Genomic DNA, 16403 nt, shown 5'->3' with positions numbered 1-16403 from the left:
AGAATTTGCCTGGCGGCAATAGCGCGGTGGTCCCACCTGACCCCATGCCGAACTCAGAAGTGAAACGCCGTAGCGCCGATGGTAGTGTGGGGTCTCCCCATGCGAGAGTAGGACACTGCCAGGCATCAAATTAGTGTGCTGATATGGCTCAGTTGGTAGAGCGCACCCTTGGTAAGGGTGAGGTCCCCAGTTCGACTCTGGGTATCAGCACCACTTTATTTAAAGTGGGTTTAGAAGTTCGGCAAAAAGAATTAAAAGAATTTGCTTGGCGGCAATAGCGCGGTGGTCCCACCTGACCCCATGCCGAACTCAGAAGTGAAACGCCGTAGCGCCGATGGTAGTGTGGGGTCTCCCCATGCGAGAGTAGGACACTGCCAAGCATCAATTAAAGCAACAAGCCCTACGTGAAAGCGTAGGGCTTTTTGTTTTATCTATTTTTCGGCGTTCTACTCGAGCATGGGCATGCGAAAAGCCCGTCGGGAACGGGCTTCAACGCCGTTTGCGGCGGCCCCGAAGGGGTGAGTCTCAGGATGAGACGAGTATTGTAGGACACTGTCAAGCATCACTTAAGCCAAGAGGCCATCTGAAAGGATGGCCTCTTGGCTTTTCAGCATTGCACGATAACGGTCTCTCATCTCCCCCTGGCTCTCTGCAATGAAACATTTTCACCTTACCGTTGAACACTCGACATTGTGCCAAAAAAACGCTATCTTTGGGCATCTAGAAGTCTAAACGTATAAACGGATGTATGAGGATTAAGCAATGCCGATTCGTGTTCCTGATGAGTTACCTGCAGTCAGTTTCTTGCGCAATGAGAATGTCTTTGTGATGACATCCTCTCGGGCAAAAACACAGGAAATCAGGCCGTTGAAAGTACTGATCCTTAACCTGATGCCAAAGAAGATCGAGACGGAAAACCAGTTTTTGCGTCTGCTTTCCAACTCTTCGCTGCAAATTGACATCCAGCTGCTGCGTATCGACAGCCGTGAGTCGAAGAATACGCCGGCGGAGCATCTGAACAATTTTTACTGTGATTTTGAAGACATTCAGGATCAGAACTTCGATGGCCTGATCGTAACCGGCGCCCCGTTGGGGTTGGTTGATTTCTGTGATGTTGCCTACTGGCCGCAGATAGAACGCGTTATCGACTGGGCGAAGAACCACGTCACCTCTACGCTGTTCGTGTGCTGGGCGGTACAGGCCGCGCTGAATATCCTCTACGGCATCCCGAAGATGACGCGTGAGGAGAAGCTCTCGGGCGTTTATCAGCATCAGACATTGCAGCAGCATGCACTGCTGACTCGTGGTTTTGATGAGACCTTCCTGGCACCGCATTCACGCTATGCGGACTTCCCTACAGAGATTATTCGTCAATACACGGATCTGGATATTCTGGCCGAGTCGGAGCAAACCGGGGCTTATTTATTCGCCAGCAAGGACAAGCGGCTGGCATTTGTGACTGGTCACCCGGAGTATGATGCGTTGACGTTAGCGGGTGAGTATTGTCGCGATAACGAGGCCGGCCTTAACCCTGTTGTTCCGCTAAACTACTTCCCCGATGATAACCCCGAACTCACCCCAAAAGCGTCCTGGCGCAGCCATGGCCATCTACTGTTCGCCAACTGGCTGAACTACTATGTTTACCAGATCACGCCGTACGATCTGCGCCATATGAACCCCACTCTCGAGTAACGTTTTTACCTTAACCGGCGGCTGAATCGAGGCCGCCGATGTTTTCCCCTTCTAGCCAGAACCCATTTTCCCCTTCATATTTTCAATAAAATCCATTTGTTAACAAATACTTGTTTCATCTTTTTATATTTAATGGAACCGGTTTCCTTGTCTGTTAAGTTTGTTAGTTAATTTAACGTATTGATAATAAAAGATTAATAAAATATTTAATATTAAAATGGAAATCGTTTTTGATTTTTATTTTTAGTTGAGTATTCTTAGATCCAATGGGGTTGAGATCTGACCAGTCGGGATCGTTTTGTCTGCCCTGATCCGCACTGATTTCTGATGAAGAGGCGCTGCTCTCCTGGCAACGGTGGGTGCGCAACAATGGGAAGGAGTAAGACAATGACGCAACAGATAGTAGGCACGGAGTTAACATTTACGCAGGGTTTTACCGCTGCTGAGCGACAGGTGTTAACGGATGACGCGGTCGAATTCCTGGCGGAACTGGTGGGTAAATTTACTCCACAGCGCAACAAGCTATTGGCTGCGCGCGCCTGCTGGCAGCAGAAGATCGATCAAGGCGATCTTCCAGGATTTATTTCGGAAACCACTTCCATTCGTGAAAGTGAGTGGAAGATCCTGGGTATTCCCGATGATCTGCGCGACCGCAGGGTAGAAATCACCGGGCCGGTTGAACGCAAGATGGTGATCAATGCCTTGAACGCCAATGTGAAGGTGTTTATGGCTGATTTCGAAGACTCGCTTGCACCTAGCTGGGACAAAGTGATCGAGGGGCAAATCAACCTGCATGATGCGGTGAACGGCACCATCTCCTATACCAACGAAGCCGGAAAGATTTATCAGTTGAAGCCGAACCCGGCAGTATTGATCGCCCGTGTGCGTGGTCTGCATCTGCCGGAGAAACACGTGCAGTGGCAGGGGGAAGCGATCCCCGGCGGCCTGTTTGATTTCGCACTGTATTTCTTTCACAACTACCGCCAACTGCTGGAAAAAGGCAGCGGCCCTTACTTCTATCTGCCGAAAACCCAGTCCTGGCAGGAAGCGGCTTGGTGGAGCGAGGTATTCAGCTTTACCGAGGATCGTTTTGATTTGCCGCGCGGCACCATCAAAGCCACGGTACTGATCGAAACCTTGCCGGCGGTCTTCCAGATGGATGAGATCCTGTATCACCTGCGCGACCATATCGTCGGGTTGAACTGCGGTCGTTGGGATTACATCTTCAGCTACATCAAAACGCTGAAAAACCATGCTGACCGGGTGTTGCCGGATCGTCAGTCGGTCACGATGGACAAATCGTTCCTCAGCGCCTATTCCCGCTTGCTGATCAAAACCTGCCACAAACGTGGCGCCTTCGCGATGGGCGGCATGGCGGCGTTTATTCCGAGCAAAGATGCCGAGAAAAACGCCTGGGTGCTGAACAAGGTGCGGGCGGATAAAGAGCTGGAGGCCAATAACGGCCACGACGGCACCTGGGTGGCGCACCCAGGGCTGGCGGACACCGTGATGGAGGTGTTCAGCCGGGTACTCGGCGAGCGCCGCAATCAGCTGGAAGTGCTGCGTGAAAACGATGCGCCGATCAGTGCCGCGCAACTCCTGGAGCCTTGCGACGGCGAACGGACCGAAGCCGGTATGCGTGCCAACATTCGCGTGGCGGTGCAATACATCGAGGCCTGGATCTCCGGCAACGGCTGCGTACCGATTTACGGGCTGATGGAGGATGCGGCGACGGCAGAAATTTCCCGTACCTCGATCTGGCAGTGGATCCACCATGAAAAATCCCTCAGCGACGGCCAATTGGTCACCAAAGCGCTGTTCCGTCAGATGCTTGCCGAAGAAGTTCTCGTTATTCAAGAAGAACTCGGCGAGCAACGTTTCAGCCACGGGCGTTTTACCGAGGCCGCGCGTCTGATGGAGAAAATCACCGTTTCAGATGAGCTGATCGATTTCCTGACATTGCCCGGCTACGAATTACTGGCCTGAAAACATTCCTGAACATTAACCCTACATTATTGAAAAGGATAAAAATTATGTCTACCTCACGTACTCAACAGATTCAACAGCTGGAACAGGAATGGAAATCGGCCCGTTGGGAAGGCATCACTCGCCCATACAGCGCCGAAGACGTGATCAACCTGCGTGGCTCAGTCAACCCGGTTTGCACTCTGGCGCAGAACGGCGCTGCCAAACTTTGGGATCTGCTGAATGGTAAATCACGCAAAGGCTACGTTAACTGCCTGGGTGCGCTGACTGGCGGCCAGGCGTTGCAGCAGGCCAAAGCGGGTGTCGAGGCGATTTACCTGTCTGGCTGGCAGGTGGCGGCGGATGCCAACACCGCGACCGCGATGTACCCGGACCAGTCGCTGTACCCGGTGGACTCGGTACCGACGGTGGTTGAGCGTATCAACAACACTTTCCGCCGCGCCGATCAGATCCAGTGGTCCAACAAGATTGAACCGGGCAGCAAAGGCTACACCGATTTCTTCCTGCCGATCGTCGCCGATGCGGAAGCCGGCTTTGGCGGCGTACTGAACGCCTACGAACTGATGAAAGCGATGATTGAAGCCGGTGCCGCCGGGGTGCATTTCGAAGACCAGTTGGCGGCGGTAAAAAAATGCGGCCATATGGGCGGCAAAGTGCTGGTGCCAACCCAGGAAGCGATTCAGAAGCTGGTTGCCGCGCGTCTGGCAGCCGACGTTCTCGGCGTACCGACGCTGGTGATTGCGCGTACGGATGCCGATGCGGCTGATTTGCTGACGTCCGATTGCGATCCTTACGACAGCGAATTCGTTTCCGGTGAACGCACCGCCGAGGGCTTTTTCCGCACCCATGCCGGCATCGAACAGGCGATCAGCCGCGGGCTGGCCTACTCCCCTTATGCGGACATGGTGTGGTGTGAAACCTCAACCCCGGATCTGCAAGCGGCCAAGCGTTTCGCCGACGCGATCCATGCCAAGTTCCCGGGCAAGCTGCTGGCCTACAACTGCTCGCCGTCGTTCAACTGGAAAAAGAACCTGGACGATCAGACTATCGCTCGCTTCCAGGAAGAGCTGTCCGCGATGGGCTACAAATACCAGTTCATTACCCTGGCCGGCATCCACAGCATGTGGTTCAACATGTTCGATCTGGCACACGCTTATGCGCAGGGTGAAGGCATGAAACACTACGTCGAGAAGGTGCAAGAGCCGGAATTCGCCGCCGTTGCGCGTGGCTACACCTTTGCCTCACACCAGCAGGAAGTGGGCACCGGCTACTTCGATAAAGTCACCACCATCATTCAGGGTGGCGCATCCTCGGTGACCGCGCTGACCGGTTCGACGGAAGAGCAACAGTTCTGATGGAACTGCGCTGATAACGGGTATTCCAGAGCCTGCTTATGCAGGCTCTGTTTTCTGGCGGGAGGTAAGGATGGCGGCAAAACTGGAGTTGTTGATCGCACAGACGATCCTGCAGGGCTTTGATGCGCAATACGGCCGTTTCCTCGAGGTGACCGCCGGCGCTCAGCAGCGCTTTGAGCGAGCGGATTGGCCTGCCGTACAGCAGGCGATGAAAAAGCGTATCCATCTGTATGATCATCATGTCGGTCTGGTGGTGGAGCAACTCAAGTGCATCACCGGGCAAAAATATTTTGATGCGGATTTCCCTTGCCGGGTGAAGGCGGTCTATACCGATTTGTTGCCGGAGTACCCGCGTTTCGAGATTGCCGAGAGCTTCTTTAATTCGGTCTACTGCCGCTTGTTCCGGCACCGCGATCTGACGCCGGAAAAGCTGTTTGTTTTCAGTTCACAGCCGGAAGTGCGTTTTCGCGACATCCCGCGCCCGCTGTCGCGCAATTTTACCGCCGGCGGCGACGTCCCGGCGATGCTGCACACCCTACTGACCGATTTACCTCTGCGCCTGCCGTGGGAAAACTTACCGCGCGATATTCATTACATCACCCTGGCATTGCAGCAAAACTTTAGCGCACAGCAACTGGCGGGGGCGACGTTCCAGATCGCCAATGAGCTGTTTTATCGCAACAAGGCCGCCTGGTTGGTTGGCAAACTGCGATTGGCGGAGGGGGTTTATCCTTTCCTGCTGCCTATTCATCACAGCGATTCCGGCGCGCTGTTTATCGATACCTGCCTGACCAGCAAGGCCGAGGCGAGCATCGTGTTCGGCTTTGCCCGCTCGTACTTCATGGTTTATGCACCGTTGCCGGCGGCTATGGTCGAGTGGCTGCGCGAGATCCTGCCGGGTAAAACCACCGCCGAGTTGTATATGGCGATTGGTTGCCAGAAGCACGGTAAAACAGAATGTTACCGCGAATACCTTACGTTCATGGCCCGCTCGCAGGAGCAGTTCATCATCGCACCAGGGGTCAAGGGTATGGTAATGCTGGTGTTTACTCTGCCGTCGTTCGATCGGGTGTTCAAAGTGATCAAAGATCAGTTCGCACCGCAAAAAGAAGTGACGCAGGCGCAGGTAATGGCCTGTTACCAACTGGTGAAAGAACACGATCGCGTCGGGCGTATGGCGGATACCCAGGAATACGAGAATTTTGTCGTCGACAAAGCGCGTCTCAGCCCGGAACTGTTGGCGGAGTTGCAGCGCGAAGTGCCGGACAAGCTGGAGGATTTGGGCGATCGCATCGTGATCAAGCATCTGTATATGGAAAGGCGCATGACGCCGCTGAACCTGTATCTGGAGCAGGCCAGTGAGCAGCAGATACGCGATGCGATTGAGGAGTACGGCAACGCCATCAAGCAACTGGCGGCGGCCAATATTTTCCCCGGCGATATGTTGTTCAAGAACTTCGGCGTGACCCGTCACGGGCGGGTGGTGTTCTACGATTACGATGAAATTTGCTACATGACCGAGGTGAATTTCCGCGATATTCCGCCGCCGCGCTATCCGGAGGACGAACTGGCCAGCGAGCCGTGGTACAGCGTGTCGCCGAACGACGTGTTTCCGGAGGAGTTCAGGCATTTCCTGTGCGGCGATCGACGCATCCGCCAGGTGTTTGAAGAGATGCACAGTGACCTGTTCGAGGCCGACTACTGGCGCGGGTTGCAACAGCGTATCCGCGATGGGCATGTGGAAGATGTGTTCGCTTACCGCAAGAAACGGCGTTTCAGCCAGCGCAGCGGCATGGCGCTGCCCGCAACATCAGCCACCGCGTAGAGGCGCGGCATGCCGCGCCCGATACGATTAAGCCACGGCACCCGCAACGGCTGCGCGCGCCAATTCGGTGATGCGCGCGTAGTCGCCGTTTTCCAGCGCATCCGCCGGCACCAGCCAGGAGCCGCCGATGCACAGCACGCTTTTCAGCGCCAAATAGTCGCGGTAGTTACCCGGTGAAATGCCGCCGGTGGGGCAGAAGCGCACCTGCGGGAACGGGCCGCCGATCGCCTGCAGCGCTTTCACGCCGCCGTTGGCTTCCGCCGGGAAGAACTTGAACTCGCGCAGGCCATAATCCATACCCAGCATCAGTTCAGACACGGTGCTGATACCGGGAATTAACGGGATCGAACCGGCGGTGGCTGCTTTCAGCAACTCGTCGGTCAGGCCCGGGCTGATGGCGAACTGTGCGCCGGCGTCGGTCACCTGCTGCAACTGCTGCGGGTTAATCACGGTGCCTGCACCGATAATCGCGTCCGGCACTTCCTGGGCAATGGCGCGGATCGCATCCATCGCGCAGGCGGTGCGCAGCGTCACTTCCAGTACCCGCACGCCGCCGGCGACCAGGGCTTTTGCCAGCGGAACCGCATGTTCGAGCTTGTTGATGACGATCACCGGTACGACCGGCCCTGCCATCAGGATTTGCTCTGCGCTTGTCTTCCAATTGTTCATTAACGATGTTCTCCAGTTATGGCCGCCGTGGCCATGCTAACGATTAAAATTTAATGCAGCAGGCACCTTGTTCAGCGCCGGAAAGCTGGCTGCGTAAGGCGCCGAACAGTTCGCGGCCGCAACCGACGTGTTCCGCGCTCAGGTCCGGTTGAGAGGGCGCGCGCTGCGCCAGCACATCGGCGTCGACCAACAACTCCAGTTCGCCGGTGCGGCCGTTAACGCGGATCGGGTCGCCGTTTTGCACCTTAGCCAGCATGCCGCCGGTGTAGGCCTCCGGGGTAACGTGAATCGCGGAGGGCACTTTGCCGGAAGCGCCGGACAAGCGGCCGTCGGTCACCAGCGCCACCTTGAAACCACGATCCATCAACACGCCCAGCGGCGGCATCAGCTTGTGCAGCTCTGGCATGCCGTTGGCCTGTGGCCCCTGGAAACGCACCACCACCACGCAGTCGCGATCCAGTTTGCCGGCTTCGAACGCCGGTACGATGTCGTGCTGGCTTTCGAAGACTATCGCCGGCGCTTCGATAATCTGATTGTCGCTCGGCACCGCCGAGGTTTTCATCACAGCCCGGCCGAGGTTGCCGGAAAGCACCTTGGTGCCTCCGTGATGTTCGAACGGTTGGGCAAGGCTGGCGATCACCTTGGCGTCTAGCGAACTTTCCACCCCTTCACGCCAGGCCAGTTGGCCGTTATCCAGCCACGGTTCCTGGGTGTAACGCGCCAGGCCAAAGCCGGCCACGGTGTGCACGTCCTCGTGCAGCAGGCCATGCTTCAAAAGCTCGCGTACCACCAAGGCTACGCCGCCTGCAGCCTGGAACTGATTGATGTCCGCCGGGCCGTTTGGGTAGATGCGGCACAGCAGCGGCACTGCATCTGACAGTTCTGAGAAATCGTCCCAGTTGATGATGATGCCGGCAGCGCGCGCCATCGCTACCATGTGCATGGTCAGGTTGGTGGAGCCGCCGGTGGCCAGCAGTGAAACAATGCCGTTCACCACCACTTTCTCATCCACCAGTTGGCCGACAGGCAGATAATTGCCGGCGGTTTCGGTCAGGCGGGTGACCTGGCGCGCGGCGGCGTCGGTCAGGGCATCGCGCAGCGGCGTGGCGGGGTGAACAAAGGACGCGCCCGGCAGGTGCAGGCCCATCACTTCCATCACCATCTGGTTGGTGTTGGCGGTGCCGTAGAAGGTGCAGGTGCCGATGCCGTGATAAGAGGCGGCCTCCGCTTCCAGCAGCGCCAGGCGGTCAGCCTTGCCTTCGGCGTACAACTGGCGCACGCGCACTTTCTCTTTGTTCGGCAGACCGCTGCTCATCGGGCCGGCGGGCACAAACAGCGCCGGCAAATGGCCGAAGGACAGGGCGGACATCACCAGACCCGGTACGATTTTGTCGCAGATACCGAGGAACAGCGCGCCGTCGAACATGTTGTGCGACAGGCCGATGGCTGAAGACATAGCGATTACGTCTCGGCTCATCAGCGACAGCTCCATGCCGTCCTGCCCCTGGGTCACGCCGTCGCACATCGCCGGTACGCCGCCGGCCACCTGGCCGACTGCGCCCACCGCGTGCAGCGCCTGTTTCAGGCGTTGCGGGTAGTTCTCATACGGCTGGTGGGCGGAAAGCATGTCGTTATAGGCGGTGATGATGGCGATATCACTGCGCACCATATTTTTCAGCGCGGTTTTGTCATCCGGTTGGCAGGCGGCAAAACCGTGCGCCAGGTTGCCGCAGGCCAGTTGCGCGCGGTGCACGGTTTGGGAGCGAGCGGCCTCGATGCGCGCCAGATAGGCGGTTCGACTCTCTTTGGAACGTTCGATGATGCGCTGTGTGACACGAGATAGGGTTGGATTAAGCATACCTTCCTCACATTGCTGTTGTTATTGACGTCGCCAGTGGCGCTGCCCCCGGTGGTTGATTGCAGCCCTGATGTGCAATGACCGGGGGCGGGTTATGTCGTTATATTTTTTTAAAACAGGGTGAAGGCGGCCATGCCGATGATCCCACCCACGCTACCCAGAATGGTTTCCATCACCGTCCAGGTTTTCAGCGTTTGAAGTTCGTTGGCGCCGGTAAATTTACCGAACAGCCAAAAACCGGCGTCGTTCACGTGGCTGAGTACAATCGAGCCGCCGGCGATGCAGATAGTCAGCGCGGCCAGTTGCCCGCCGCCCAGCCCCAGTTGGCTGGTGACCGGCAGCACCAGGCCGACGGTCGTCAGGCAGGCGACCGTCGCAGAACCCTGAATCACCCGCACTACGGCGGACAGCGCGAAACAGGCTACGGCGATCGGCAGGCCGGCGCCGATCATGGCGTCACCCAGCGCCGGGCCAACGCCGGAATCCACCAGGATCTGTTTGAATACGCCGCCCGCGCCGGTCATCAGCAGGATAATCCCGGCGGGTTGCACTGCCGCAGAGCAGATGGCCAGCGTTTGTTCATTGGTCATGCCGCGGGGTTTCGCCAGGCCGTAAATCACGATCAGACAGGCGATCAAAATGGCGGTGAACGGGTGGCCGATAAACTCCAGCCACTGCTGCAATGGTGAGCCGGGCGTGACCAGCCGTGCGCCGATGGTTTTCATGCCGACCAGCACCAGCGGGCAGAGTACCAGCGCCAGGCTAAAGCCAAATGACGGCAGATTGCCCTTATTGAGCGTAGGTGCGTTTTCCTCCGCCGGCATTGGCCAGTTAACGAAGCGGCTGATAAAGCTGCCGTACAACGGGCCTGCAATCAGCATGCCGAGAATGGCGGCGACCAGCCCGATGGCGATCATCCAACCGAAATCCGCCTTCATCTGCGAAGCCAGCAGCATCGGCACCGGTCCCGGCAGCAGGAACGAAGCGGCTGCCGCGACGCCGGCAAACAGCGGAATAGCCAGCTTGACGATGTTGCCGTCGGTGCGGCGCGCCACGGCAAAGACGATGCCGATCAGCAGCACCACCGCCACGTCAAAGAACAGCGGCAGGGCGCAGATCAAACCGGCGATGCCGAGGGCATAATGCGCCTTGCTCTGACCGAAACGTTTCAGTAAATGCGCCGCAATTTGGTCCAGCGCGCCGACCTCATGCAGGATCTTGCCGAACATAGCACCCAGCGCCACCACAATCGCCAGAAAGCCCAGCGTATCGCCCATGCCTTTTTGCATGGTGTCGGCGATGCGCTCGAGTGGCATGCCGGAGAAGATACCGGCGGCGATAGACACCAGCATTAACGCGACGAAGGCGTGCATGCGCGCCTTCATCACCAGGAATAACAGCAGTAAAACCGAGCCGACTGCGGTACCGACCAGCGTTATCGTACTCACGCGCACACGTCCTGTGGCAGGAAGCTTTGGATATGGCGCACCGTATCGGCAATTACGCCTTCCAGCGGCTGATTGATGTCGACAGCCATCACGTCGCTTTCATCGACGCCTGGCTGTTCCAGCGCGGCGAACTGGGTGACCAGCATTTGCGGTTTGAAGAAGTGGCCGTTGCGCGCCGCCAGACGGGCTTCGATCACCGGGAAATCGCCGTGCAGATAGATGAATGACAGATTGCCGTTACCGGCGCGCAGGCGATCGCGGTAATGCTTTTTCAGCGCAGAGCAGACGATGATCGACACGCTGTTGGTGCGCTGCATGGCGAAGGCGGCGTCGTTGAGCGCGGCCAGCCACGGAGCGCGGTCATCATCGTTGAGCGGCTCACCGGCGGCCATTTTCAGGATATTGCTGCGCGGGTGCAGGAAATCGCCGTCGAGGAACCCGGCGGACAGTTGGCGGGCGGTCGCCGCGGCCACGGCGGATTTGCCGCTGCCGGAAACGCCCATGATGACGTAGATTCGGTTTTGATTGTTGGTCATGGCTTAGCTCCAAAACGGCAAACAGGGTTAATTTACATGCGTTGTTACCGGTAACATGTTATCGGTAACATTGTCGAAGGAAGTTTGGCCGGTTGCAATGGGCTTTAGCGGTGAGGATCGTTAACTGTGATCGGCTTCAAGGTTTTTTCGGGGCTGGAAACACTCTACCTACAGAGTTTTACATGCTGACAACAGCATGGGATACGGGGCGCCGCTGGCGGCGCCCCGGGGTAACTTCAGCGTACGCCGCCGTACTCCAGGCTGATCTCTTTCGCGGCGTGGATCACCAGCGCGCCCAACTCAATTACGCGGTTGTCGGTGATGCGCGACACCGGGCCGGAGATCGAAATGGCGGCGAAGGCTTCCCGGTGCTCATCGAAGATGCAGGCCGCCACGCAGCGCAGGCCGAGGGCATGCTCCTCGTCGTCGAAGGAAAAGCCCTGTTTGCGGATCTGCGCCAACCCTTCCTTCAGGTTATGCGGCGTCATCGTATGTTGGGTGTAGGTCTGCATGCCCTTTTTATGCAGCAGTTTGGTGACTTGCTCATCCGACAGGGTAGAGAGAAAAGCCTTCCCCGCACCGGAGGCGTGCATCGGCAGTTTACCGCCGATCGGCGCCGACATGCGCATCAGCGCGGTGCATTGCACCTGATCGATAATGATGGCCTGATACTCGCTGGTATCCAGCACGGCCAGATTGACCGTCTCGCCGGATTCTTCCATCAGACGGCGCAGCGTCGGGTGCACCATCGCCAGCAGGTTACGGCTCTGCAGAAAGCTGCTGCCGACCACAAAGGCGTGTGAGCCAAGGGTCCACAGGCCCAGATCGCCCACCTGCCGCACGAATCCCTGCTGTTGCATGGTGGTGAGCAGGCGGTGGGTGGTGGAATTCGGCAGCCCGGCCTGCTGGGCCAGATCGGTCAGCGCCACATTTCCTTGGGCTTCGGCAATGTATTCCAGCAGTTTCAGGCCACGGGTCAGCGATTGAACCTGACCGGTCGCCGCGCTGGCGGCCGGCGAGGCGGCGCGGGGCTTTTTGCCGCGTTTGGCGGGAGCGGGGGTGACCATAATTCGCATTCCTCTTTCCGTATTATGGAATTCATTTTCGTTTTTTGCAGATTAATTGCAAGCCGTCAATCAGCTCATCGGATGTGTTGGCCGCCAACCTGAAAAACTCTCAATTGCTGCGCGCCACTTTGGCCCTACAAGCTGTGCTAGGATGACTCGTTGGTTTTTGCGGCAGTTTAAGCGATGGGTTGGATGGCAATCGAAGGGGTTACAGTGACAAATCGAGTAGAACAACTGCGCCGGCAGTTAGCACAGCGCATTTTAGTGTTGGACGGCGGCATGGGCACCATGATCCAGAGCTACCGGCTGGAAGAGAGCGATTTTCGCGGCGAACGTTTTGCCGACTGGCAGAGCGATCTGAAAGGCAATAACGACCTGCTGGTGCTGACCAAGCCGGAAGTGATTACCGCGATCCACTACGGGTATCTGGAAGCGGGCGCCGATATTCTCGAAACCAACACCTTCAACTCCACTTCCATCGCCATGGCCGACTACCATATGGAGTCGCTGTCAGCCGAGATTAACTATCAGGCCGTCTGCCTGGCGCGCGCCTGTGCCGACGAATGGACCGCACGCACGCCGGATAAACCGCGCTACGTAGCCGGGGTGCTTGGTCCGACCAACCGCACCGCATCCATCTCGCCGAACGTCAACGATCCGGCATTCCGTAATGTCTCCTTCGACGAACTGGTGGAAGCCTACCGCGAATCAACGCGCGCGCTGGTGGAAGGCGGCGTCGATCTGATCATGATCGAAACCATTTTCGATACTCTGAACGCCAAAGCCGCCGCCTTTGCGGTGGAAACCGAATTCGAAGCGCTGGGGGTGGAATTGCCGATCATGATCTCCGGCACCATCACCGACGCCTCCGGCCGCACCCTGTCCGGCCAAACCACCGAAGCCTTCTATAACTCGATGCGTCACGTCAAGCCGCTGAGCTTTGGCCTGAACTGTGCATTGGGGCCGGACGAGCTGCGTCAATACGTTGCCGAGCTGTCGCGCATCTCGGAAACCTACGTCACTGCGCACCCGAACGCCGGTTTGCCCAACGCTTTCGGCGAGTACGATCTGGACGCGCAAGAGATGGCGAAACAGGTGGGCGAGTGGGCGCATGCCGGTTTCCTCAATATTATCGGCGGTTGCTGCGGCACCACGCCGGAGCATATCGCCGCAATGGTCGATGTGGTGGCGGGTGTACCGCCGCGCCCCTTGCCGGATATCCCGGTAGCCTGCCGTTTGGCCGGCCTTGAGCCGCTGAATATCGACGCCAACACGCTGTTCGTCAACGTCGGTGAACGGACCAATGTCACTGGCTCTGCGCGCTTCAAGCGGCTGATTAAAGAAGAAAAATATAACGAAGCCTTGGCCGTGGCGCGCCAACAGGTGGAAAGCGGCGCGCAGATAATAGATATCAACATGGATGAGGGGATGCTGGACGCCGAAGCGGCGATGGTGCGTTTCCTCAGCCTGATTGCCGGCGAGCCGGACATCGCCCGGGTGCCGATCATGATCGACTCCTCCAAATGGTCGGTGATTGAAAAAGGCCTGAAGTGCATTCAGGGCAAAGGCATCGTTAACTCGATCTCGATGAAAGAAGGCGAAGAGGCCTTTATTCACCATGCCAAACTGGTGCGCCGCTACGGCGCGGCGGTGGTGGTCATGGCGTTTGACGAGGTTGGCCAGGCCGATACCCGTGAGCGCAAGTTCGAGATTTGCCGCCGCGCCTATAAAATTCTGACCGAACGTGTTGGCTTCCCGCCGGAAGACATTATTTTTGACCCGAACATTTTTGCCGTCGCCACCGGTATCGAAGAGCATAACAACTATGCCGTCGACTTTATCGAGGCCTGCGCCGACATCAAAACCCACCTGCCGCACGCGATGATCTCCGGCGGGGTGTCCAATGTGTCGTTCTCGTTCCGCGGCAACGATCCGGTGCGCGAAGCGATCCATGCGGTCTTCCTGTACCACGCGATCCGCAACGGTATGGACATGGGCATCGTCAACGCCGGGCAACTGGCGATCTACGACGATCTGAGTGACGAACTGCGTAACGCGGTGGAGGATGTGATCCTGAACCGCCGTGACGACGGCACCGAACGCCTGTTGGATCTGGCGGAGAAATATCGCGGCAGCAAAGACAACGAAGTGGCGGTGCAGCAGGCGGAATGGCGCGGCTGGCCGGTGGAAAAGCGGCTGGAATACTCGCTGGTGAAAGGCATTACCGAGTTTATCGAGCTGGACACCGAAGAGGCCCGGCAGCGTGCGGATCGTCCGATCGAAGTGATCGAAGGGCCGCTCATGGCAGGGATGAACGTGGTTGGCGACCTGTTCGGCGAAGGCAAGATGTTCCTGCCGCAGGTGGTGAAGTCCGCCCGCGTGATGAAGCAGGCGGTGGCCTATCTGGAACCCTACATTGAAGCCAGCAAGCAGAAAGGCACCACGGCGGGCAAAATCCTGCTGGCGACGGTGAAGGGCGACGTGCATGACATCGGCAAAAACATCGTCGGCGTGGTGTTGCAGTGCAACAACTACGAAATCGTCGATCTGGGCGTGATGGTGCCGACGGAGAAAATCCTGAAAACCGCACGCGAACAGAACGTGGACATCATCGGCTTGTCGGGGCTGATCACCCCGTCGCTGGATGAAATGGTCAACGTGGCGAAAGAGATGGAGCGCCAGGGCTTTACCCTGCCGCTGCTGATTGGCGGTGCGACCACCTCCAAGGCGCATACTGCGGTGAAGATTGAACAGAACTACAGCGGCTCGACCACCTACGTGCAAAATGCCTCCCGCACCGTGGGCGTGGTGTCGGCGTTGCTGTCCGATACTCAGCGCGACGATTTTGTGGCGCGTACCCGCAAAGAATACGAAACCGTGCGTATCCAGCATGCGCGTAAAAAACCGCGCACCCCGCCGGTCAGCCTGCAGAAAGCGCGCGATAACGCCATGGCGCTGGATTGGGAAAACTACCGGCCACCGGTGCCGAAGCAGCTTGGGGTACATGCGGTGGAGGCCGGCATCGAGACGCTGCGCCAGTACATCGACTGGACACCGTTCTTTATGACCTGGTCGCTGGCAGGTAAATACCCGCGGATTCTGGAAGACGACGTGGTGGGTGAGGAGGCCAAGCGCCTGTTCGCCGATGCCAACCAGATGCTGGATATGCTGGCTGCCAACGGCAGCCTCAATCCGCGCGGCGTCTACGGCTTGTTCCCGGCCAACCGCGTCGGTGACGACATCGAGGTGTATCGCGACGAAAGCCGCGATGAGGTGCTGGTGGTCAGCCGTCACCTGCGCCAGCAGACCGAGAAAACCGACTTCCCGAACTACTGCCTGGCGGACTTCGTCGCGCCGAAAAGCAGCGGCAAGGCCGACTATTTCGGCGCTTTCGCCGTGACCGGCGGTCTGGAAGAGGATGAACTGGCGGCGGCCTATGATGCGCAGCATGATGATTACAATAAAATCATGATCAAGGCACTATCCGATCGCCTGGCGGAAGCCTTCGCCGAGTACCTGCATGAGCAGGTGCGTAAATTGCACTGGGGCTTTGCCGCTGACGAGAATCTGAGCAACGAAGAGCTGATCCGCGAGAACTACCAGGGCATCCGCCCGGCACCGGGCTACCCGGCCTGCCCGGAGCATACCGAGAAAGCGGAGATCTGGCGCCTGTTGGACGTTAACCGCCACACCGGCATGGAGCTGACCGAATCCTTCGCCATGTGGCCGGGAGCGGCGGTGTCGGGCTGGTACTTCAGCCATCCGGAGAGCAAGTACTTTGCGGTGGCGCAGATCCAGCGCGATCAGGTGGAAGACTATGCGGTGCGCAAAGGCATGAGCATCAGTGAAGTTGAACGTTGGCTGGCGCCTAACCTGGGCTACGACGCCGATTGATGACGGAGGGGCGCGGCATGCGGCGTCCCTGTCAGCCAGTTCCTCTCGCAGGGGGCCCATATGTTGGCCCCGC

10 protein-coding genes, 1 tRNA gene and 2 rRNA genes are annotated in these 16403 nt (G+C 58.0%); 8 read left to right on the top strand and 5 right to left on the bottom strand.

Annotated elements, in window-relative coordinates:
• Positions 1-8 precede the first annotated feature (8 nt).
• The 7 genes from rrf (JEM67_RS25295) (at position 9) to aceK (ending at position 6858) form a co-directional block, all read left to right on the top strand.
• A 5S ribosomal RNA gene (gene rrf, locus JEM67_RS25295) occupies positions 9-124 on the top strand.
• Positions 125-137: 13 nt separating this feature from the next.
• Positions 138-213 (top strand) — tRNA-Thr (locus JEM67_RS25290).
• 51 nt (positions 214-264) lie between these two features.
• A 5S ribosomal RNA gene (gene rrf, locus JEM67_RS25285) occupies positions 265-380 on the top strand.
• A 382-nt stretch (positions 381-762) separates the two neighbouring features.
• Positions 763-1692, top strand: a complete 930-nt coding sequence (gene metA / locus JEM67_RS25280; RefSeq protein WP_004948912.1) for a homoserine O-acetyltransferase MetA — start codon at positions 763-765, stop codon at positions 1690-1692.
• A 387-nt stretch (positions 1693-2079) separates the two neighbouring features.
• Complete coding sequence (gene aceB, locus JEM67_RS25275) at positions 2080-3678, top strand: malate synthase A (protein WP_199635655.1); 1599 nt, start codon at positions 2080-2082, stop codon at positions 3676-3678.
• A gap of 47 nt (positions 3679-3725) precedes the next feature.
• Complete coding sequence (gene aceA, locus JEM67_RS25270) at positions 3726-5033, top strand: isocitrate lyase (RefSeq protein WP_199635656.1); 1308 nt, start codon at positions 3726-3728, stop codon at positions 5031-5033.
• A gap of 70 nt (positions 5034-5103) precedes the next feature.
• Positions 5104-6858 carry a bifunctional isocitrate dehydrogenase kinase/phosphatase gene (gene aceK, locus JEM67_RS25265; RefSeq protein ID WP_199635657.1) on the top strand — a complete coding sequence of 585 codons (1755 nt, stop codon included), beginning with the start codon at positions 5104-5106 and terminating at the stop codon, positions 6856-6858.
• A 27-nt stretch (positions 6859-6885) separates the two neighbouring features.
• On the opposite strand, the gene JEM67_RS25260 is transcribed toward aceK, so the two are convergent.
• From JEM67_RS25260 to iclR, 5 genes are all read right to left on the bottom strand, one after another.
• A complete protein-coding gene (locus tag JEM67_RS25260) occupies positions 6886-7527 on the bottom strand; it encodes a bifunctional 4-hydroxy-2-oxoglutarate aldolase/2-dehydro-3-deoxy-phosphogluconate aldolase (RefSeq protein WP_199635658.1) in 642 nt (213 codons plus the stop codon).
• 43 nt (positions 7528-7570) lie between these two features.
• On the bottom strand, positions 7571-9385 hold the full coding sequence (gene edd, locus JEM67_RS25255) for a phosphogluconate dehydratase (RefSeq protein ID WP_199635659.1): 1815 nt from the start codon (positions 9383-9385) through the stop codon (positions 7571-7573).
• A 110-nt stretch (positions 9386-9495) separates the two neighbouring features.
• The gene (gntU, locus tag JEM67_RS25250) at positions 9496-10833 is read right to left on the bottom strand and encodes a gluconate transporter (protein ID WP_199635660.1); all 1338 of its coding nucleotides are present in this window, start codon (positions 10831-10833) and stop codon (positions 9496-9498) included.
• Complete coding sequence (gene gntK, locus JEM67_RS25245; protein WP_004948892.1) at positions 10830-11369, bottom strand: gluconokinase; 540 nt, start codon at positions 11367-11369, stop codon at positions 10830-10832. Before gntK ends, gntU begins: the two co-directional genes overlap by 4 nt.
• A gap of 236 nt (positions 11370-11605) precedes the next feature.
• Complete coding sequence (gene iclR, locus JEM67_RS25240; RefSeq protein ID WP_199635661.1) at positions 11606-12436, bottom strand: glyoxylate bypass operon transcriptional repressor IclR; 831 nt, start codon at positions 12434-12436, stop codon at positions 11606-11608.
• A 183-nt stretch (positions 12437-12619) separates the two neighbouring features.
• On the opposite strand from iclR, the gene metH reads away from it, so the two are divergent.
• A complete protein-coding gene (gene metH / locus JEM67_RS25235) occupies positions 12620-16330 on the top strand; it encodes a methionine synthase (RefSeq protein WP_199635662.1) in 3711 nt (1236 codons plus the stop codon).
• The last annotated feature ends 73 nt before the right edge of the window (positions 16331-16403 follow it).

The sequence above is a fragment of the Serratia sp. PAMC26656 genome (assembly GCF_016469055.2).
GTDB lineage: Bacteria > Pseudomonadota > Gammaproteobacteria > Enterobacterales > Enterobacteriaceae > Serratia > Serratia plymuthica.
This window is presented reverse-complemented; position numbering and strand designations above follow the sequence as displayed.